Origin of the sequence: Rheinheimera mesophila (assembly GCF_000986865.1) — a bacterium.
GTDB lineage: Bacteria > Pseudomonadota > Gammaproteobacteria > Enterobacterales > Alteromonadaceae > Pararheinheimera > Pararheinheimera mesophila.
This window is the reverse complement of sequence record NZ_LAVS01000013.1, coordinates 45266-65228: the sequence shown is the minus strand read 5'-3', so window position 1 is coordinate 65228 and position 19963 is coordinate 45266. Positions and strand designations below refer to the sequence as shown.

The 19963-nt window shown below is 48.1% G+C and carries 18 protein-coding genes; 4 read left to right on the top strand and 14 right to left on the bottom strand.

Translation table 11 applies throughout. The features are described 5' to 3' along the window. Position 1 precedes the first annotated feature (1 nt). From ligA to smc, 3 genes are all read right to left on the bottom strand, one after another. Positions 2-2032 carry an NAD-dependent DNA ligase LigA gene (gene ligA / locus SD53_RS07310; protein WP_046519574.1) on the bottom strand — a complete coding sequence of 677 codons (2031 nt, stop codon included), beginning with the start codon at positions 2030-2032 and terminating at the stop codon, positions 2-4. An 88-nt stretch (positions 2033-2120) separates the two neighbouring features. Continuing rightward, positions 2121-2957: a cell division protein ZipA gene (gene zipA, locus SD53_RS07305; RefSeq protein ID WP_046519573.1), complete on the bottom strand. Its 837-nt coding sequence runs from the start codon at positions 2955-2957 to the stop codon at positions 2121-2123. Positions 2958-2976: 19 nt separating this feature from the next. After that, positions 2977-6390, bottom strand: a complete 3414-nt coding sequence (smc, locus tag SD53_RS07300) for a chromosome segregation protein SMC (RefSeq protein ID WP_046519572.1) — start codon at positions 6388-6390, stop codon at positions 2977-2979. A gap of 179 nt (positions 6391-6569) precedes the next feature. On the opposite strand from smc, the gene cysZ reads away from it, so the two are divergent. After that, entirely contained in the window at positions 6570-7286 is a 717-nt protein-coding gene (gene cysZ, locus SD53_RS07295; RefSeq protein WP_046519571.1) for a sulfate transporter CysZ, read from the top strand. A 136-nt stretch (positions 7287-7422) separates the two neighbouring features. On the opposite strand, the gene SD53_RS07290 is transcribed toward cysZ, so the two are convergent. From SD53_RS07290 to SD53_RS07270, 5 genes are all read right to left on the bottom strand, one after another. Beyond that, positions 7423-8028: a mechanosensitive ion channel domain-containing protein gene (locus SD53_RS07290; protein ID WP_241481770.1), complete on the bottom strand. Its 606-nt coding sequence runs from the start codon at positions 8026-8028 to the stop codon at positions 7423-7425. Positions 8029-8206: 178 nt separating this feature from the next. Next, positions 8207-8704: a YcgN family cysteine cluster protein gene (locus tag SD53_RS07285; protein ID WP_206539909.1), complete on the bottom strand. Its 498-nt coding sequence runs from the start codon at positions 8702-8704 to the stop codon at positions 8207-8209. A gap of 13 nt (positions 8705-8717) precedes the next feature. Continuing rightward, complete coding sequence (locus SD53_RS07280; RefSeq protein WP_046519570.1) at positions 8718-9380, bottom strand: fumarylacetoacetate hydrolase family protein; 663 nt, start codon at positions 9378-9380, stop codon at positions 8718-8720. After that, a complete protein-coding gene (locus SD53_RS07275; protein WP_052749294.1) occupies positions 9377-10507 on the bottom strand; it encodes a lytic murein transglycosylase in 1131 nt (376 codons plus the stop codon). Before SD53_RS07275 ends, SD53_RS07280 begins: the two co-directional genes overlap by 4 nt. A 3-nt stretch (positions 10508-10510) precedes the next feature. Further along, positions 10511-10789 carry a YcgL domain-containing protein gene (locus tag SD53_RS07270; RefSeq protein WP_046519569.1) on the bottom strand — a complete coding sequence of 93 codons (279 nt, stop codon included), beginning with the start codon at positions 10787-10789 and terminating at the stop codon, positions 10511-10513. 141 nt (positions 10790-10930) lie between these two features. On the opposite strand from SD53_RS07270, the gene minC reads away from it, so the two are divergent. Genes minC through minE form a run of 3 tightly spaced genes read left to right on the top strand, consistent with a single transcriptional unit; the run spans position 10931 to position 12719 of the window. Next, positions 10931-11632 (top strand): septum site-determining protein MinC, encoded by a 702-nt coding sequence (gene minC, locus SD53_RS07265; protein WP_046519568.1) that lies wholly within the window; start codon positions 10931-10933, stop codon positions 11630-11632. Between the two features lie 12 nt (positions 11633-11644). Then, positions 11645-12454, top strand: coding sequence for a septum site-determining protein MinD (gene minD / locus SD53_RS07260; protein WP_046519567.1), 810 nt, complete (start codon positions 11645-11647; stop codon positions 12452-12454). Positions 12455-12458: 4 nt separating this feature from the next. Then, entirely contained in the window at positions 12459-12719 is a 261-nt protein-coding gene (minE, locus tag SD53_RS07255) for a cell division topological specificity factor MinE (RefSeq protein ID WP_008900582.1), read from the top strand. A 61-nt stretch (positions 12720-12780) separates the two neighbouring features. On the opposite strand, the gene SD53_RS07250 is transcribed toward minE, so the two are convergent. From SD53_RS07250 to SD53_RS07225, 6 genes are all read right to left on the bottom strand, one after another. Further along, positions 12781-14154 (bottom strand): DUF4397 domain-containing protein, encoded by a 1374-nt coding sequence (locus SD53_RS07250; protein ID WP_241481769.1) that lies wholly within the window; start codon positions 14152-14154, stop codon positions 12781-12783. 154 nt (positions 14155-14308) lie between these two features. Next, complete coding sequence (gene rnd / locus SD53_RS07245; protein WP_046519566.1) at positions 14309-15454, bottom strand: ribonuclease D; 1146 nt, start codon at positions 15452-15454, stop codon at positions 14309-14311. A gap of 116 nt (positions 15455-15570) precedes the next feature. Next, entirely contained in the window at positions 15571-17229 is a 1659-nt protein-coding gene (gene fadD, locus SD53_RS07240) for a long-chain-fatty-acid--CoA ligase FadD (protein ID WP_046519565.1), read from the bottom strand. Between the two features lie 329 nt (positions 17230-17558). Then, complete coding sequence (locus SD53_RS07235; RefSeq protein WP_157850011.1) at positions 17559-18389, bottom strand: alpha/beta fold hydrolase; 831 nt, start codon at positions 18387-18389, stop codon at positions 17559-17561. Between the two features lie 8 nt (positions 18390-18397). Then, positions 18398-19216 carry a class I SAM-dependent methyltransferase gene (locus SD53_RS07230; protein ID WP_241481768.1) on the bottom strand — a complete coding sequence of 273 codons (819 nt, stop codon included), beginning with the start codon at positions 19214-19216 and terminating at the stop codon, positions 18398-18400. A 4-nt stretch (positions 19217-19220) separates the two neighbouring features. Next, positions 19221-19817, bottom strand: a complete 597-nt coding sequence (locus tag SD53_RS07225; protein ID WP_052749292.1) for a Slp family lipoprotein — start codon at positions 19815-19817, stop codon at positions 19221-19223. Positions 19818-19963 lie beyond the last annotated feature (146 nt).

Here is a 19963-nt window from a genome sequence, read left to right as displayed (position 1 = left end):
GTCAGTGCAGCCCATGCAGTGCAAACAAGTCCAGCATCTGCTGCTCTGTCCAGACAGCTACCGACAATTCTGTAGCTTTTGCCAGTTTAGAGCCGGCATTATCCCCTGCGATCACGGCATAAGTTTTAGCCGATACGGAACCTGACACTTTGGCGCCTAACCGTTGCAATTTTTCTTTGGCTTCATCCCGGCCCATGCTCACTAATGTGCCGGTTAGTACCAGAGTCAAACCTGCTAAAGGCTGCTCACCTTGCTGTTGTTTTTCAATCACAGGCCAATGGATCCCAGCCTCCAGTAGTTGGGCTATCACAGTGGCGTTGTGCTCTTCGGCCATAAAATGCTGAATATTGCCTGCCACAACGGCACCAACATCAGGCACCTCCAGCAGTTGCTCCACACTTGCCTGCTGCAATGCATCCAAAGTGGCAAAATGACTGGCTAAGTTCAGCGCGGTCGCCTCTCCTACTTCACGAATACCTAAAGCATAAATAAAACGTGGCAAGGTGGTTTGTTTCGAATCTTCGATAGATTTCAACAGTTTAACTGCCAGCTTTTCCCCCATTCTCTCCAAACCCACCAAAGCAGGCATGTCCAGACGGAAAATATCAGCCGGAGTTTTTACCAATTGCTGATCAACCAGTTGTTCAATAATCTTATCGCCCAAACCTTCAATATCCATGGCTTTACGCGAAACAAAATGTTTCAGAGCTTCTTTTTGTTGAGCGCCACAAAACAAGCCGCCGGTGCAGCGCGCTACCGCCTCCCCCTCAACCCGCTCGATGCTGGACTGACAGACAGGGCAAAGGGCAGGAAATAAGATGTCACGCGCATTGTCAGGCCGCTGTTCCAGTACAACAGAGACAATTTGTGGGATCACATCCCCTGCTCTGCGCACTATGACGGTATCGCCTATTTTCACGCCCAAGCGGTTAATTTCGTCCTGATTGTGCAAAGTCGCATTACTGACAGTGACGCCCCCCACCATCACAGGTTCTAAACGTGCAACCGGAGTAATAGAGCCGGTGCGGCCGACTTGAAACTCAACATCCAGTAAAGTGGTAGTTTTTTCCTGAGCCGGAAATTTAAAAGCTATGGCCCAACGCGGCGCACGGGCAACAAAACCCAACGCCTGTTGCTGGGCTAAGTCATCCACTTTCAGCACTACACCATCAATTTCGTAAGGCAAAGCAGCGCGTTTTGTCAGAATATTTTGCTGATAATCCAAAGCTGCCTGTAAACCTGTGACATGACGTATTTCCGGACAAACCGGTAAGCCCCAGGCTTTGAGTTGCTGCAGACGCTGATAATGACTGTTGCCGTTGAGCAGTTGAGTTGCATCTTCCACTGCACCCACCGCATAGGCATAAAACATCAAAGGCCGGGTGGCGGTGATCTTCGGATCCAGTTGTCGTAAGCTGCCGGCCGCTGCATTTCGGGGATTCGCAAAAACTTTATCGCCCGAAGCTCGGGCTTTATCATTCATAGCTTCAAAACCAGCAAGCGGCATAAACACCTCGCCGCGGACTTCCAATACAGCAGGCACGTCGCCCTGTAATTTCAGCGGTATAGCTCTGATAGTTTTGATGTTAGCGGTAATGTCCTCACCGGTAAAACCATCACCGCGGGTGGCAGCTTGTACTAACAGGCCTTGTTCATAGCGGATGCTGACGGCTAAACCATCCAGTTTTGGCTCGGCGCAAAATTCAAAGTCTTTGCTGACATCAATCCGGTCGGCCATACGTTTGTAAAACGCTGCAAAGTCGTCCGCATCAAAGGCGTTATCCAAGGACAACATAGCCACCTGATGGCTGACCTGGCCAAATTTACTTAAAGGCGCGGCACCGACCCTTTGCGTGGGTGAGTCTGAAGTGATCAGTTCAGGATACTGCTGCTCTATCTGCTTTAATTCCAGAAATAGCTGATCGTAATCGGCGTCGGGAATGCTGGGGTTATCCAGCACATAATACTGGTGGTTGTGATAAGCCAGTTGGTCTTTGAGCTGTTGCAGGCGTTGTTGCGGAGTTTGATTCATTGCGCTACCCGGACACTAAACGTGTTACGTCTTCAATTCTAAAATAAACAAGCCCCGATAACGGGGCCTGTTTCATCGCTGTCTTGTATTAACCGTGGATCAGGCGCTGACGCTGGAATTCACGGATTTTTTCCACATAATGCCGCACTGTTTGTACGGTCAGCACAGAGCGCTGGCCATCCAGCACCTGACCACCAAATTCGTCAGCCAGTTTTTTCGCTGCGCTGTGCATCAGATTAAAGTTCTGTAAGGCTTCGCCCGGCCCTGGCAAGGTCATAAACAAACTTAAACCACGGGTATTCATTTTATCCATCTCTTCTAAGTCGAAGGTGCCTGGGTTGAACATATTGGCCAACGAAAACAGCACCTCGCCTGAACCGGCGTTATCCTGGAACCGGTGGAAAATATTCATATCGCCGTACTTAAAGCCTAAGGTCAACAACGAAGGCAATAACAGAGAGCCGTTGATTTCTTCGCCTTCCGGCAACAAGACGTACAGAATTAACACTTCGTTCGCTGGCGCCTGGGCACTTTGCTGTTTTTCAGCTTCGTAGGCGGCTTGTTGCTCTTCGGCTACCGCTTCAGCGTAAGGCTCGTCTGTGGCTGAAAAGCTGCCCAAATCCAGTGAAGGTTCGTTTAATTCAGGCTCACGACGCACTTTCACGGGCTCGCGTAATTTGTTGGCTTTTGGTGCCACCGTAGGAGCAGGTTTAGGCTGCGGCTTTTCACCCGGTTGTAATACCCGCTTACGGCCTATGCCCAGCTCATCAAAACCATCTGCTCTGGTGGTTGGCGGCGTCTCGTCAACCTCATAATTGCCAATGTCTTTATTATTTTTCCGGACTGTCCACCAGCCATGCAAAGCCAAAGCGCTGATACCCAACACACCCAAAACAATCAAGACTAAACGTAATTCCTCAGCCATCTCTTTTACCTTTTAGTTTTTAGGCTTGTGCCATTTTCACGGCATCTTCCACATCTACAGCTACAACTCTCGACACACCGGGCTCCTGCATAGTCACGCCCATTAATTGTGCCGCCATTTCCATGGCAATTTTATTGTGACTGATATAAATAAATTGCACAGTTTCAGACATTTCCCGCACCAGATTACAAAATCTGCCAACGTTTGCATCATCCAAAGGTGCATCAACTTCATCCAACATACAAAAAGGTGCTGGATTTAATCGAAAAATCGAAAACACCAATGATAAAGCGGTTAAGGCTTTTTCACCACCCGAGAGTAAGTGAATTGTACTGTTTTTTTTCCCCGGCGGTCTCGCCATGATAGTTACACCTGTTTCTAACAGATCTTCTTCGGTTAAATCAAGATAGGCGCTACCGCCACCGAAGACTTTTGGAAATAAAGTTTGCAGCCCTTCATTGACCTGCTCAAAGGTTTCTTTAAATTTTTGCCGGGTTTCCCGGTCAATTTTACGAATCGCCGTTTCCAGCGTTTCTAATGCGGACACTAAATCCTGATGCTGGGCATCCAGATAGTGTTTACGCTGGTCCTGCTGTTCAAATTCCTCAATAGCCGCCAGGTTTATTGGACCTAACCGCGCCACTGCGTCCTGCGTTTTTTCCAGTTGCTGCTGCCAGTCCTGCTCGTTGGCTTCGGCGGGCAGCGTTTCTGTGAGTTCTTTAAAGTTGACCTGCAGCTCGGTCAGTTGCTCCAGCATATTGTTGGCGCGCACCCTATAGCCTTCGGCACTCAACTGCAAATCGGCTAATTCTTTTTGCTTTTGCGTCAGCAGATGCGCCACTCCTTGATGGCCTTGTTCGGCCTGACGCAACTTGTCATCCAACTGATGCAAGGCTTCGGCTTTTTGCTGCACTAAAAGTTCCACTTCGGCCCGTTGTTCCAACAACAGTTGCAGGCTGTCATGTTGCTCAGCATCCGGCTCTGACACTTCAGCCAGTTGCTCCTGTACCAGTTGGAACCGCTGCTGCAATTGCTGCTGTTGTTGCTGGCTACGCTGCAAATTTTGCTGGCTAAAACTTAACTGCTTTTGTGCGCTTTGTTGTTCTAGCTGTAGCTGCTGCAGTTGCTGACGAACAGCATCTTGCTGTTGTTTCAGTTGTTGATACTGCTGCTGGCTTTGTGTCTGTAGCTGCTGTAGTTGCCATTCTTTGGCTTTTTGCGCCTGATACTGCTGGTCCAGCGCTGCAGAATGCAGCTCCAGCTCATCAAGTTGTAGGCTTAATAACTCAAAATCCTGCTGCTGCGCCGTTAACTCTGAAGATGCCTGTAGGCGTCTTTGCTGCTGCAGTTGCTGCTGTTGTTGCAACAGTAATAAATCCGTATTGATCTGCTGCAATTGCTCTTTCGTCTGCTGCAGTTGCTGCACAGAGTGCTGCCATTGCTGTTTGCCAGCGAGCAGTTCGGTATCGAAACGTACTTCATGCTGCTGCTGTTCAGCGATTTGTTGTTCGAGCTGTGCGATCTGCTCTGCCAATTCGAGTAACTGCTGTTGCCGGGTTAAATAATTGTCCGACGCCGCTTGCCCTGGCACTAACTGCCAGTTACTGCCAAACCAGATACCTTGCGGACAAATCACCGACTGTGCAGCTTGCAACTGTTTTTGTGTGGCTTGAGCCTGCTCTATGGTTTCGGCCAAGAGCACCTGATGAAATACATCGGGATACAGGCCCGAACGGACCACCGCAGCTAAAGTACCAGCCCTGGCACTGCACTGACTGGCTGAAACATAACTTTGCTCTGCACTTTGTTGGCCAGCCTGCTCCGGCGTGGCATGCTGCAGGTCGCCCAGCACCAGACTAACAGCTTTGGCCCATTTGGGCTCAATCTGAAGCTGTTTTAATAACTGCTGTTGCTGTTGATTGACCTGCTGTTGAATATGATTTAGTTGCTCACGCTGCAGTGTGAGTTGCTTTAACTCGCTTTGCCGCACCAGTTGCTGCTGTTTCTGTTGCTGCTGTGCCTGTTGTAATTCCTGATAGCGCTGCTCGGCTTCGGCACTTTGCTGTTGCAGTAGCTCAAGTTGCTGCTGTGAGTCTCGTTGCTTGGCCAATAATGGCTCTGCCGCGGCAGAATCAATCACGGCATCCAGTTGCGCTAATTCTTGCTGTAACTGGCTGATACGATTGAGTAACTGCTGCTGTTGCTGTTGGCTGTGCTGCGCTTTGAGCTGATTCTGTTGCTGCTGTTGTTGCAGCGCAAAAAACTGTTGCTGCCATTGCTGCAATGCCGCCTGAGCCTGCAGCAACTGTTCCTGAGCGTGCTCCGCTTGTTCGGTCAGGCTTTCAAACTGTTCTTGTTTGAGTTCGCTATCCGGTGCGGCCTGTTCAAGCTGGAATTCAAGTTCTGCCAGTTGCTCACGCTGCTGCGCCATGTACGAGTCTGCTTCTTGCAGGGTTAGCTGTAGTGAACGCAGTTCATCGGTCAGGCTTTGACGGCGCTGACGTTGGTGCAGTTGCTGCTGCTCCAGACGGGTGATCTGATTGCCAACCTGATAATACTGCTGCTGCAGTTGCTGTTGTTCGGCGCGCAGCTCCTGTTGCTGCTCCTTGAGTTGCAATACCAGCAACTGATCACCGGATTGAGCCGCCTGAAATTGCTCTATCTCAGTCAACTTGTGCTGGATATCCAGTTCAGTTTTTTGCAGCAAACCATGAAAATGTAACCATTTCACACAGGCCAACTCAGCTTTAAGCTTGCGCTCCTGTGCTTTGAGTTCTTTAAAACGTGCAGCGGCGGCGGCCTGACGTTTCAGTTTATCCAGGTTTTTCCCCAGCTCTTCCCGTACATCTGACAAGCGGTCGAGGTTTTCGCGGGTATGCTTAATCCGGTTTTCGGTTTCGCGCCGACGCTCTTTGTATTTGGAAATACCAGCCGCTTCTTCGATAAAAATACGTAAGTCGGCAGGCTTGGATTCAATCAGGCGCGAAATCATGCCCTGCTCTATGATGGCATAGCTACGTGGTCCCAGGCCTGTGCCGAGGAAGATGTCGGTAATATCGCGGCGACGACACTTGGTACCGTTCAGGAAGTAATTCGACTGACCGTCCCTTGTCACTAACCTTTTTATGGCAATTTCACTGCGATCGGCCAGACTGCCTTGCAACCGGCCTTGGGTGTTTTCGAACATCAGTTCAACCGAGGCCTGCGACACGGGTTTACGCTGCGTCGAACCGTTAAAAATAACGTCCGTCATGGCGTCACCCCGCAGGTTTTTTGCCGAGCTTTCCCCCAGAACCCAGCGCACCGCATCAATAACGTTGGATTTGCCGCAGCCGTTTGGGCCCACTACAGCGGTCATTGCAGCAGGAAAAGCTACCTGAGTCGGATCAACGAAGGATTTAAAACCCGCTAATTTAATTTGCTTAAGACGCATCTGTCCCTGAACAATAAGGCCGAGGTTTTGTTAACAAAACTGAATGTAACAGAACAGCGGTGCTGCTGTCACGGCCGCTTTGTCCTATAGCGCTGAAAAAGTTGCTTACGGATTTTATGTTGCGACTCAATCAGATGGCTTATATGCTCGGCCTATTCGCCTTCAGAGGACACAAAATTATGCATTATTTGATGAAAGGCCTGAGTTTAATTCGGGTAAAAGGCTTAAAACGCTATGTACTGGTGCCGCTGAGTATTAATCTGCTGCTGTTTGCACTGGCTTTTGGTTATTTATTCAGTCAGTTAGGTGGCTGGGTAGATCAGGTGGTAGCCACCTTACCCGACTGGCTGAGTTTTGTCGGCTTTTTGGTCTGGCCTTTGGCACTGTTTTCTATTGTGATGGGTTTAGCTTTAACCTTCACTATGGTCGCCAATTTTATCGCCGCGCCCTTTAATGCCTTGCTAGCCGAAAAAACTGAGCTGCATTTAACGGGTCAGCCGTTGCCGGAGCAAGGCGTAGCGGCTTTTCTCAAAGATGTACCACGGATGCTTGGGCGTGAATGGCAAAAGTTTGTCTATTGTTTACCACGCGCTATTGGCTTTTTGTTGTTGTTTTTTATCCTGCCAGGTATAGGCCAGTTGTTATGGTTTTTATTCTGCAGTTGGATGCTGGCGATTCAGTACTGTGATTATCCGTTTGATAATCACAAAGTACCTTTTGATACGATGCGCAAGGCACTAAAACTGCAATGGAAACACAGCTATGTTTTTGGCATTAGTGTGTATCTGCTGAGCTTTGTACCGCTGATTAACTTATTGATTATGCCGGTCGCTGTGTGTGGCGCTACGGCGATGTGGGTGGATAAGTTCAGAGCAGCCCTGCGTTTACCCGAATAAACCCTTCGTACTTGAAGCTGCAACTTTGTTGACTTCACGCTCTCGCCCCAGTCACATAGCTAAACTATGCTCCTGGGGTCTCAATCGCTTGTCGCCTCGCTGCAACATCAATTACTTTGGGTTCAAACAAACAGGATTAACGGTGATCAGGGTGCCTGCGCCGCCATCTGTGTGCGGTCTTGCTTTTATCGGCTTTGATATGATGTTGAACGACCACTGGGCGGGACACAATCAGGTTATTCGGATACACCACCTGGTCATTATTTTTGGTCAGCAGCACTGTACTGAACAAATTGATCTCAACCACTTTGCCTTCAATATGATTGGAACCATCGATAATTTTCACTTCTGCCCCTGGTGCAAAATTACGCTGCCCTAACATGATAAAAAAAGCGGTGATATTGCTTAACAGCGACCAGGCCGCAAATAATGCCACCCCAATCACCGCTATCATGGAGGACGCCAGTACCAGTAAGCCTTTGATGTCGATGCCCCAGACCACACTTAGGATCACGACCAGCAGTAAAAACAGCAGAATATGGAACACCACCAAAGCACGGCGGTTCATTTCTTCTTTGAGCACACTGGCCGCTATAGTACGGTACAAAAAAGGCGCAATCCGACGACTTAATACGATATAAATCAGAATAATGATAGCGCTGATCACCATCTGCACTATCGCCGGACTAAAACTGGTCATTAACTGTTTTAACTGATGCAAAATCTGCATGGCTTCTTGCACAACCACCACCCTCAAATCAAAAAAACGCTATTTTTGCTTGCCCAACTGAACCATACCTTCACTCATTGAAGTTGCAGCGCGACGGCAAGTGTCCGAGCCCTACCAGCATAGTCGTCCTATGTCACCGGGGCGAGCACACGCAGTCAATACAGCGGCAACTCCACCAACGACGGGGATACTAGTCCAGATCGTTTATCGCCCAGGTCACAATATAATCTTCAAACTTTTCCATATCGACCATGTCTTCGGAAATGGTTTTATTACGTACTGACATTTGTTTTTTATGCATCAGACTTTTTTTGCCGTTATTCAGCAGCGGATGCCAGGACGGTAAGCCACGACCTTCATGCAAACGGCGGTAGCTGCAGCTATTGGGCATAAAAAAGATGTCTTTTAAGTTATCCTGAGTCAACTTGACACAATCCGGCACCAGCACGGTACGCTGTTCATACACGGTACAGGCACATTTGTGGCTGTCCAGATAACGACAGGCGATATTAGTAAAATGAATTTGCTCGTCAGGCTTGATATAGTCGGTTGGGCCTTCGGCTTCTTCGTCTTCATCATCAATAAATTTGTTCAGACAACATTTAGCGCAGCCATCACAAACGGCTTCCCATTCTTCTGTTGTCATTTGTTCCAGGCTTTTTGTTTCCCAGAATTTAGCTATTAACACATTAACCTCTCTGTCAGCGCACTGACGTCTTTATCCGGAGCTTGTCAGCCAGAGTTAATTCTAACTGATCGCCGCTATAAAGTGGCCCTACCCCGGCAGGGGTGCCGGTCAGAACTATATCCCCCGGCAACAGAGTGAAAAACTGCGACATTTCGCTGATGATTTGAGTCACTGAACGGATCATCATCCGGGTGTCACCTTGCTGACGCAATTCTCGATTGACCGTCAGACTGAACTGAAGTTGCTGCACATCCCCAAGTTCAGCCGCAGCAATAAAACCAGAGACAGGACAAGCGCCATCAAAGCCTTTGGCAATCTCCCAGGGCCGCCCCAACTCTTTTAACTTCTTTTGCTGATCCCGCAAGGTTAAATCCAATGCCAGGCCATAACCCCAAACCGCATCCAACACGTGCTCTGGCGCTGCTTTGCTCAGCGGAGCTTTGATAAGCACAGCCAGCTCAGTTTCATTATGCACTGCCCCTAACTGCTCCGGGATAGAAAAAGGCTGATGTATATCCACTAAAGCGGTGGAGGGTTTGATAAAAAACAAGGCGTCCGGTGCTGTTTTACTGTTCATCTCAGCGATGTGGTCCTGATAATTCTGACCTATACACAACACTTTGCCTGCAGTCAGGTTGATTGCCTGACCTTGAATATCTTTATGCTGATAACTCATGTTTTATCCTCAGCCACTATTAGATCAGCCAAATAACCGACACTGGTGACAAAATAATAAGAGCGGTTCCAGTGCATCAGCGTTTGATAGTTGCTGTACGCCAGGTAGACACGACCATGTTCGTCATCCGGCATGACCATCGCCGCTTTGATATCACGTTGCGGCAGTGCTTTGCCTTGGGTAGTGCGAACGCCTAGGTCCTGCCAGGCCGCTAAAGAGCGCTCAGATTTCGCCCACCATTCTAACCATTGGCTTCTGTCTTTACTGCCTTTGGGGATCACGTACGAAAAGTCAAAATTCGCTGGAACTTTCACTTCTCTGCCCCAGGTTTGACTACTGTCCCAGCCGCGGGTTTTTAAATAATTCGCGATAGAAGCGAAAGCATCAGTGCGGCTTTGCCAGATATTGATCTGGCCATCGCCGTCTCCATCCTGGGCATAGGACATAAAAGCACTGGGCATAAACTGACTTTGCCCCATAGCACCAGCCCATGAACCTTTCATCTCAGCCAAACTGACATGGCCCTGTTGCAGAATATCCAGCGCCAGAAAAAACTCGGATTTAAAAAACGCTTCACGGCGACCATCATAGGCCAGCGTAGCCAGCGCAGAAGGCACTGAATAATTGCCCATAATTTTGCCGAAGCTACTTTCTAAGCCCCACAAGGCCACAATAAAACGTGGTTGCACGCCATATTTCTGGCCTATGGCTTGTAACTCCTGCTGGTGTTCTTTGTAGTACTTACGAGCCAGTGTTACACGTTGTTGACTGACACGTTTAGGTAAATAGGTATCTAAGGTTTCGGTAAATTCAGGCTGTTTTTTATCCGCCACTACGGCGGACTTATAATGCTTCAGGCTGGCAAACACCTCATCGACCAGCGTTTTGGCATAGCCTTTTTGCAAAGCTTCCTGCTTTAAAGCCGCTGTGTATTGTTCAAAACTGCCTTTGTTGGCTTGTGCCTGAACAGGCGCTGCTGCTGTCTGAGCTTTTTGTCCGGCCTGAGCTGGCACAGCAGAGGTAGTTTTTACTTTTTGTGTTTGGGCTTGCGCATGACCAGACACAGTGTTGGTACAAGATAACAATAAACCACTGAGCACAACGACTGCGATTTGAGTCAACTTCATCTGTTACTCCTTGTGTTGCAGACTCTCTTTATGTGCCTTCAGTAAATCTTCAGGCGGCGGAGGCAATTGTAAATAAAAACCTTGTTCTGTGAGTTGTAGTTTGACTTTGTTGATATCGGCATGGGCTAACTTGCTTTTGGTCGCCAGATTGATCAGCGTCACCAATTGTGGCGTGCCAAAGGTTTTTAGTAAGGCTTCGGGTACAGCGCTAAAGTCATCACGGCGCAGCACATACAAATAGGTTTGGTCCAGCTTTGGACTTTTATAAACAACACATAACATAGGACAAAAACTACTCTGACTAACTTGCCTAACAGGGGCGCAAACTATAACATGAAGCACCAGCCTTGCGTACCAAGCAAATAAAGGCTGACACGAATTTTTGCCGTCATTAAACAAATAATAAAGTGCGCATTTTGAGCTATGTCTGATCATTCCTTTGAATTAAAAGGCAGTTTGTTTCCACTGTCTGTGTTGTATTGTCAGGACCTGTCTGCCGCTGCTGTAAAAACCCAGCTGCAACAAAAATTGGCGCAAGCTCCAGCCTTTTTTTACCGCGCACCAGTGGTGATTAATGTCGAGTCTGTTACTCAAACTCCTGATTTCGCAGCTATTGCTGAAGTTTTCAAGGAGCTTGAACTGGTCTTGGTTGGAGTCTGTGGTGCATCCGCTGAACTGAAAAAACAGGCTCAGGCCGCAGGTTTGGCGTCATTACAACTGAGTAAAAGTAAAACTCCGGCCAAAGAAAGCAAAGAAAAAGAAACCAAAACAGAAGCTGCACTTGCAGCACCTGTGATGGAAACTAAAGTGGTGGAGCAGAACATTCGCTCTGGCCAACAAATTTATGCCAAAGGTGCAGATTTAGTGATCCGTGGTACTGTAGGTGCCGGCGCTGAAGTCATTGCCGATGGCAATATACATATTTACGGTACCTTGCGTGGCAAAGCCATAGCAGGCGCTGCCGGAGATAGTCAAAAACGCGTGTTTTGTCACAAGCTGGAAGCTGAACTGATCTCCATAGCCGGAAGTTACTGGCTCAGTGACAGTCTGCAAGGCGAATATTGGGGTAAGTCGGCTTGCATCGGTTTGCAGGACGATAAGTTGGTTTTAGCAGATTTGCTTTAAGGATATTTTGCGATGGCAAAAATCATTGTTGTTACATCAGGTAAAGGTGGCGTAGGCAAAACTACGTCAAGCGCGGCTATCGGCACAGGTATCGCGATGCGCGGTTTCAAAACCGTGATTATCGATTTCGATATAGGTTTAAGAAATCTGGATTTAATCATGGGCTGCGAGCGGCGTGTGGTGTATGACTTCGTCAATGTGATCAATGGCGAAGCCAATCTGAAACAAGCGCTGATTAAAGATAAACGCATAGAAACGCTGTTTATTTTGCCAGCCTCACAAACCCGTGATAAAGATGCCCTGAGTAAAGAAGGCGTAGAACGTATTCTGAACGAGTTGGCTGAAGAGTTTGATTACATCATCTGTGACTCACCGGCAGGTATAGAATCAGGTGCGATGATGGCGTTGTATTTTGCTGATGAAGCTGTAGTGGTGACGAACCCTGAAGTCTCATCAGTACGGGATTCAGACCGGATTTTAGGCATGCTCAGCAGCAAATCGCGTCGCGCTGAACAAGGTTTACCTGGCATTAAAGAACACTTGCTGTTAACCCGCTACAACCCTGAGCGCGTGATCAAAGGTGAAATGCTCAGCGTGGAAGATGTGGGTGAAATTCTGGCGATTAAACTGCTGGGCGTGATCCCTGAATCTCAGGCGGTGTTAAACGCATCCAACTCCGGTACTCCGGTTATTCTGGATGAAGAGAGCGATGCAGGTCAGGCTTATTTAGATACGGTTGCCCGCTTGCTTGGCGAAGACGTGCCTTTCCGTTTCCTGAACGTGGAGAAAAAAGGCTTGCTCAAACGTATATTTGGAGGCTAAGCGCATGTCGTTATTGGATTATTTCCGTTCAACGAAAAAGAATACCGCTTCGACAGCCAAAGAGCGGTTGCAGATCATCGTTGCACATGAACGTAATCGCCGCAACAGTCCGGATTATTTGCCGCAGTTGGAGCGAGATATTCTGGCGGTGATCCGTAAGTACGTCGATATAGCGGACGATCAGGTCTCTGTCTCGCTGGAAAAAAGCTCAGATGAATTGTCTGTGCTGGAATTAAACGTCACTTTCCCAGACGACAAAAAGTAAGTCTTGCAATAAAAACAAAAAAGGCAGAGTGCAATCACTCTGCCTTTTTTATCGCGCCTTGTTATTGCGCTTCGTTAAAGTCGTCTAACAGGATCAGTCCCAGATCTGCAGTTAAACCTTCACCGTCACGAGCCACCGCTGTGTATATTTTATTGGCGTCCAGACTAACAGCAACCGGACCTATGGCTGCAGTTTTGCTGCCGGTAGGGGTTACGGTGACAAAATAGTCGCCTTCTGGCACCTGGACATAACCTGAATCAGCTTTGAAAGGCACATTGCTCAGTGCGGCAGTTGCTGCTGAAATATCAGAAGTTGCGGTCAGATACACATCTACAGGGCCTGCCAGGCTAGAGCCGTGGATCACACGAATTTGTGCTGCTGTAGCAATACGACGAGGACTATCCATCACCACCAATGGTTCGATGCTGTCTTCTGTTAAAGAACCCACGGCATGAACTGTGTAGTATGCACCCGCTTCTAACTCCAGATCGGCGTTAATCACCACCACTGAGTTATCTGCATCTGCAGCCACTTTTACGTTGTACGTATCTGGTTCAAGTTCAGCGTAATCGGTAAAGTCAGGGAAAGATAATGCATTGATGGCTTCAGCATCGTTGACTAGTACGTCCACAGCCGGAGCGTCAGAAACATCGTGTACAACCCGAACCGCAGACACAGAACCCTGATCCAACAGTTCAAGACTGGTATTACCGCCTTGCACCAAAGCCAGCAAAGAGACAGGTGAATCGCCGGCAAATCTGCTATCCAGCGCAGCTATGGTTAAGTCTGAACCTGAAGTCAAAGCTACGGTGCCAGAATCGTACACCACAGTTGTTAGGTTACCAGCCGGCGTAATACGAACTCTGTAATCGCCTGCAGGCACAGTGACATCGCCTGTCGCATCTGTAAATTCAAGAGTTGCAGCTACCGTGCCTGCTGATAATTCTGCAGTAGGAGCCGTTAAATGCACATCGACGGTCGGAGCAGACGCAGCACCATGCACGACGCGCAGACGCACATTACCAGTGCTGACTGCGGTTTGCGGGAAGGAAACCACTATAGGTTCAATGCTGCTGTCCGCTGCTTTACCTGCTGCGAACACCACATAATCTGTAGCTTCCGCCAGATCCAGAGTAGTTTCAGGGATCACACGTGCGACCGTATTGCCCGGTAACTTGGCGTCGACCGCCAGAGCGAAACTGCCCGGACTTGCCACCAGTGGGTCAGCCACGGCACCAAAGGCCAGGTTAGGTATCACCACACCGTTGCTGCGGCTGATGGATACATCAGGAGCATCCGATACGGCATGCACCACTTTTACCGATACACTACTGGGTTTCTCAGGTACTGCAGGTAAGTTGTTGTCAGAATCATTACAGCCGATCAGTAAAAAGGCTGCGCCCACTGCGAGCGACTTCATTGTCAATTTAATCATCTTTTTACCCTTTTGATTGTTGATGTAGCAAAAGGGTTACGAAAAAGTTTTTTTCAGCGATCAGTGCAAGTTTAAGAAAAAAATAGCTCAATTTAGAAGAAAAAATTCACTAAACCGGTTAAAAATTAGCGCCGTATACGGAAGTTCCTTCTATTCAGATCAAAGGCTGTATGTGTGCCGGTAAGGGTAAATGCTCAAGCAGAATGTCTCGGCGCCAGCCTCTTAAAAATTCTGGAACAGGCAATTGAGCTCTGTCCTGATCATTGACCCGCCAGCACCAATTAAAAAACTCCGCACTTTGACGCCGTACCGCGATAAATTCCGCAGGAATACCTGAAGCTTTGGCTGCCGCTTTAATGCCGTCGGTGATTTTTTGCATCTCCTCTTTAAACCCGCCGAACAAATCGGTGTGGTAATAAGGTGCCGGACACTGCTCCAATGGCAGCGCTTTGGCTTTTTCAATCAACGCCAGCACTGTCTTGCCATGACGACGGACTTCACGCCCCGGTAAGTCCGGGATATTAAACATAGATTCCAGGCTACCAGGGCGGCGTTTGGCAATGTCCAGTAAATGATGATCTTTAAAGATAAAGCCCAGCGCCATATCGTGCTGCTGGGCGTAGTCCTGACGCCAAATCACCAATTCACGCAAAATAGCCAGTTCACGGGGAGAGAGCAGATTGCTGTTTTTCAGCTCCAGGTGGCGAAATGGCAGAGGCAGCGCAAAACAGCGGCGGAAGATTAAATGTTCGCCTTCTGCAAGTAACAGTTGGTAGTGGCCTTTTGCTTCCAGTTCAGTTTTCAGCGCCTGATAAACATCCAACAAATGCTCTACATCTTTGGCTGCGTACTCTAACTGTAATGCGGACAAGGGTCTTGCTATCCAGTCGGTGCGGGATTCGCTTTTGTCCAGCTCAATAGCACAAACACGTTGTACCAACTTGGCATAACCCTGACTGCCGCCCCAGCCAGCCAATTCCGCCGCAAGTTGAGTATCAATCAATGGCAAGACAGGCAACAGGTTTTTTGTCGCTAAAGCTTCCAAATCCTCATTGCAGGAGTGCACCACTTTACAGACGGCTGGATTAGCAAATAACTGCTGCAACGAGCTCCAGTCATCAATCACTAAAGGGTCAACCAGCGCCAGTTGTTTGCCATCAAATAACTGGATCAACCCCAGCTTTGGACTCAGGGTTGTTTGCCGGACAAACTCTGTATCCACAGCTAACACCTCAGCACTGGCGGCTTGGGCACAAAAAGCAGCTAAAGCGGATGAAGTGGTAATAAGCTGATAGGTCATTAGATATCCTTTGATTGACTTTACTAAGCGCTGTCTTCTTCAGCCTGAGCCAGCAGGCTCGGCCATGACAATTTTTGCAGTATAAAAAAACCGGCAAATGCCGGTTTTTTTCAGGTTTAACCTTTGAGCTCACGCCGCAAGATTTTACCCACGTTGGTTTTTGGCAATTCAGTGCGGAATTCTACCAGCTTCGGCACTTTATAGCCCGTCAAACGTTCCTTACAATGTTGAATCAGTTCAACATCGGTCAGACTTTGGTCTTTTTTCACGACAAAAATCTTCACGGCTTCGCCTGTGGACTCGTTCGGCACACCAACAGCGGCGACTTCCAATACTTTGTCGTTCATCGCGACGACTTCTTCAATCTCATTCGGATACACATTAAAACCTGAGACTAAAATCATGTCTTTTTTGCGATCCACTATATAGAAGAAACCATCGTCATCCATACGGGCTATGTCACCTGTGGCTAACCAACCGTCGGCATTTAACACTTTGGCTGTTTCGTCTGGTCTGTTGTAATAGCCTTTCATCACTTGCGGGCCTTTGACCCACATTTCACCAGCCTCACCTGCTGCGACTTCGACGCCAGCATCATTCACCAGTTTAATGTCCGTCGAGGGTGCAGGAAAACCAATACTGCCGTTGTAGGCTGGCAAATTGTAAGGACTGACGGTGACTAAAGGAGCACACTCAGTCAAACCATAGCCTTCCACCAGACGGGTAGAAGTAACTTTTTGCCAACGCTCGGCGACAGGACGCTGTACCGCCATACCCCCCCCCAGAGCCAGCTTTAGCTTACTGAAATCAAGTTGTGCGAAACCTGGAGTATTAAGTAAACCATTAAATAATGTGTTGACCCCGGTTAATGCAGTAAACGGGTATTTCGCCAGCTCTTTGACAAAGTTGGGCATATCCCGCGGATTGGTGATCAGAAGATTAGTACCACCGTACTTCATAAAGACCAGGAAGTTCGCCGTTAAGGCAAAAATATGATACAGAGGTAAAGCCGTGACAATAAATTCATTGCCTTTGCTCAGCAGTGGATCTAAGCAGCCTGCCGCCTGTTCTAAATTGGCGATCATGTTGCGGTGTGTCAGCATAGCGCCTTTGGACACACCAGTGGTACCGCCTGTGTACTGCAAAAAGGCAAGGTCTTCGCCCACCAGCACAGGCTTTTTGTACGCAGCCGCATTACCTGCCGCTATGACCTGTTTGTAGCTCACATACTTTTTCAAATTGTGTGCAGGGATCAGTTTTTTGACGTGCTTGACCACCAGATTGACGATGCTGCCTTTTAGCAGGCCTAACATATCGCCCATATGCGTCAGGATCACGTGGTCCAGTTTCACATTGTCCTGAACCTCAGACAAAGTGTGAGCAAAATTCTCAACAATAACAATGGCTTTGGCTTGTGAATCCAATAACTGATGCTGTAACTCGCGAGGCGTATACAGCGGGTTAACGTTCACTACCACACAACCTGCACGCAAAATACCCAAAATACACACAGGGTACTGCAGCAGGTTCGGCATCATTACTGCAACTGCATCGCCTTTTTTCAAGCCTAATTGTTGCTGTAAATAAGCAGCAAACTTTAAGCTCAATTGATCCAATTCAGCATAAGTGATGCTTTTGCCCATGTTGATATAGGCGGTTTTGCTGGCATAATCTTTGATGCTTTCATCAAAGACTTCTAATAACGATGCGTAGTGATCGGCATTGATGTCAGCCGGAACACCTTCAGGGTAATTTTTTGACCAGACTCGATCCACTGTCCTCTCCTCGTGGTATTTATTATTTTTTAGTTATAGTAGTTATAGTTAGTACTTCAGAGCTTTGCACAGACCAGATAAAGTTCTGCCGCACAGCATCACTGAGTTTTTACTCTAATCCCGCATCATCCCACAATTGTTCAGATTTAACAATTGCCTGAGGAATCACCAATTCCAGCGCCCGTCACAACCGCATAAAAAATCGTCAGGAACGATTTTTAACAGCCTTAGCTGGCCCGTATGGGTGCTCTGCAGGATTGCAGAGCATAAAAAATCGTCAGGAACGATTTTTAACAGCCTTAGCTGGCCCTGCCGGAGTGCAGAAATCGTCAGGACAGCAAAAATTGACGAATGGCCTTGGCTGTTTGCTCAGGTTGTGTCATATGACAATGATGACCGCCGCTGACCTCTGTCAGTTCAAGTTGTCGATAGCAATGCTGATAGTGTTGTCGTGCCTGTTGCATCATCTGCAGACCATCAGTTGCTAAAATGGCAAGCACCGGGCATCGAATATCCTGCAGTAGCTGCGTTACCTGCGGCAGCAACAGCCGATAGGCCGAGGATTCGCGTAAACGCATATCAGCAGACCAGGTGACGCCCTCAGCACAAGGCCGGGTGCCTCTTTGCGTTAAAATCAGCGCTGTAGCAAAATCAAAATCACTTTGGCTTTGTCTGGCCAGCGCAGCACTTTGTACATCGTTGTACACTGGCTTTTGTTTTAGTGGGCTCTGCCATCTGTGCTGTATTGCAGTGCGGATTTGTTCTGTAATTTTACTGGCTTCACCTGTCACCAGCCCAAGACTATCGATCAGCACTAATCTGTTGACCAGTTGTGGCATCACGGCGGCAAGCACAGAACCAATCATGCCGCCCATGGAATGACCAATGATATTGACCTGTTGCCAGCCTGACTGTTTTATCAGAGTCGCGACATCATAAATCCAGTCTAAAAAATGATAATGCGCATCAGCACTGCGATGCCCGGATTGGCCATGGCCCGGCAAGTCAATCGCAACCAGATTAAGTTCGGTCAACTGTGCAGACAGGGGTAAAAAACTATCCGCATTATCCAACCAGCCATGCAAGCACAGAGTCACAGTGCCGGTTGCAGGCCCCTGCTGCCACCCTGCTAATGACAAGGCTGGCAGTGCAAAGGTCATAGCCTGCATCAGTGAGTGGCGGCCTTGACGAATTTTAATGTCATACGATCACTTTCCCCTATAGCCAGATATTTGTCTCTGTCTACAGCTCCCATCGCCAAGGTAGGTGGCAAAGCATAGACACCTTTTGGATAGTCTTTGGTGTCTTTTGGGTTGGCATTAATTTCAGATTTAGCCTGCAAAGTAAAGCCAGCTTGCTCTGCAACTGCAATCACGTAAGACTCGTCCAGATACCCCTCTACGGCTGAACTGGAGATTTCAGAAACACGACTGGCTCTGTGTTCGACTATACCAAATACACCACCAGGTTTGAGGACATCAAACACAGCACGGAATACGTCCAGCAAATAACCTTGTTCATTCCAGATATGAGCGTTGCGGAAACTCAGTACCAAGTCGTATTGCTGAACAGCGCCAAGGTACATATAGGCGGGAGGATCGAACTCAGTCTGCTGCACAGAACCGAAATGGTCTTTGTGCTGCAAAATGCGCTGACTCAGCTTCTCGCTGATACGACTCCAGAAGATTTTTCTTTCATCTTGCATAGTGCCGTCATCTACCCGGAAATTGGCGATGGTCAGTTTGCCCTGCTGTTTTAAATAGGGAGCCAAAATATCTGTATACCAACCACGGGCAGGCCATATTTCCAGCACAGACATGGTCGGCTGAATGCCAAAAAAACTTAAGGTCTCAACCGGGTGACGGTATTGATTCCTGGCTTTGTCTTCTGCACTGCGAAACGGATGTTCAGCCAACGCAGCCAGATCGGCGGCAGAAGAGGTTTGAGCGACAGCCGCTGCGCTAAAAAGCGCAGCAGAAAATAACACTGGATTAAGGTTGCACTTTATTCTGCTTATAATTGTCAACATGAACTGGGCCTTGTGTTGTCGAATGTTGTTTTGTAATAGTACGAACACGTATACCTGGACCATATCCCCAATAATAAGGATAAGGACGCATCATAGGCCAGGTCTCAATGACCTCGATTCTCTCTTCCTGCTTCGGCCACAAGTAGACTTTGGCATCTTTAATCACAGGATAGCGGTATTCATATTCATCCACTTTGCCAACTTCGGCGCGGGTCAATTCACCAAGCACTGTCACTGACTTACCACGCTGATACACCATCGGATCTAAAAAGCCTTTGATGTAAGTCACAAAACGGCCCTGGGTTTGATCAGACACGGACGGACGACCATTAGAGCCTGACGGGAAATAGACAATTTCCAGGCGGGTTTGGTTAGTTTGATTACTGATTTCAGCAATAACACCACTCCAGCGGGCAGTACCAAAATCTATGTTCTGTTGAGTCGCATTTTCATAACTGGTTAAGGCGACGTTATCAGCAATTCGTACTGGCTCCGGATAACTGGCACAACCTGCCAACGCCATCAGACTCAAAGCAACAACGACAAACTTCTTACTCATGACTTTATTAACCTCGTTAGCTACACGGCCTGTTAGATAAGGTGTAGCGGCTTTAGTTCCATCACTACTCTAAGCCAAGCATGATCGGCTCCGCAACACTTATATCTGAAGTTTTCTATTCAGCGGTTTCAGTCCTGCTTTTACGT

Bases quoted from the DNA above. Each gene is read 5' to 3' on its own strand.
- ligA (WP_046519574.1), bottom strand. From the start codon at position 2,032: ATGAATCAAACTCCGCAACAACGCCTGCAACAGCTCAAAGACCAACTG.
- zipA (WP_046519573.1), bottom strand. From the start codon at position 2,957: ATGGCTGAGGAATTACGTTTAGTCTTGATTGTTTTGGGTGTGTTGGGT.
- smc (WP_046519572.1), bottom strand. From the start codon at position 6,390: ATGCGTCTTAAGCAAATTAAATTAGCGGGTTTTAAATCCTTCGTTGAT.
- cysZ (WP_046519571.1), top strand. From the start codon at position 6,570: ATGCATTATTTGATGAAAGGCCTGAGTTTAATTCGGGTAAAAGGCTTA.
- SD53_RS07280 (WP_046519570.1), bottom strand. From the start codon at position 9,380: ATGAGTTATCAGCATAAAGATATTCAAGGTCAGGCAATCAACCTGACT.
- SD53_RS07275 (WP_052749294.1), bottom strand. From the start codon at position 10,507: ATGAAGTTGACTCAAATCGCAGTCGTTGTGCTCAGTGGTTTATTGTTA.
- SD53_RS07270 (WP_046519569.1), bottom strand. From the start codon at position 10,789: ATGTTATGTGTTGTTTATAAAAGTCCAAAGCTGGACCAAACCTATTTG.
- minC (WP_046519568.1), top strand. From the start codon at position 10,931: ATGTCTGATCATTCCTTTGAATTAAAAGGCAGTTTGTTTCCACTGTCT.
- minD (WP_046519567.1), top strand. From the start codon at position 11,645: ATGGCAAAAATCATTGTTGTTACATCAGGTAAAGGTGGCGTAGGCAAA.
- minE (WP_008900582.1), top strand. From the start codon at position 12,459: ATGTCGTTATTGGATTATTTCCGTTCAACGAAAAAGAATACCGCTTCG.
- SD53_RS07250 (WP_241481769.1), bottom strand. From the start codon at position 14,154: ATGATTAAATTGACAATGAAGTCGCTCGCAGTGGGCGCAGCCTTTTTA.
- rnd (WP_046519566.1), bottom strand. From the start codon at position 15,454: ATGACCTATCAGCTTATTACCACTTCATCCGCTTTAGCTGCTTTTTGT.
- SD53_RS07235 (WP_157850011.1), bottom strand. From the start codon at position 18,389: ATGACCTTTGCACTGCCAGCCTTGTCATTAGCAGGGTGGCAGCAGGGG.
- SD53_RS07225 (WP_052749292.1), bottom strand. From the start codon at position 19,817: ATGAGTAAGAAGTTTGTCGTTGTTGCTTTGAGTCTGATGGCGTTGGCA.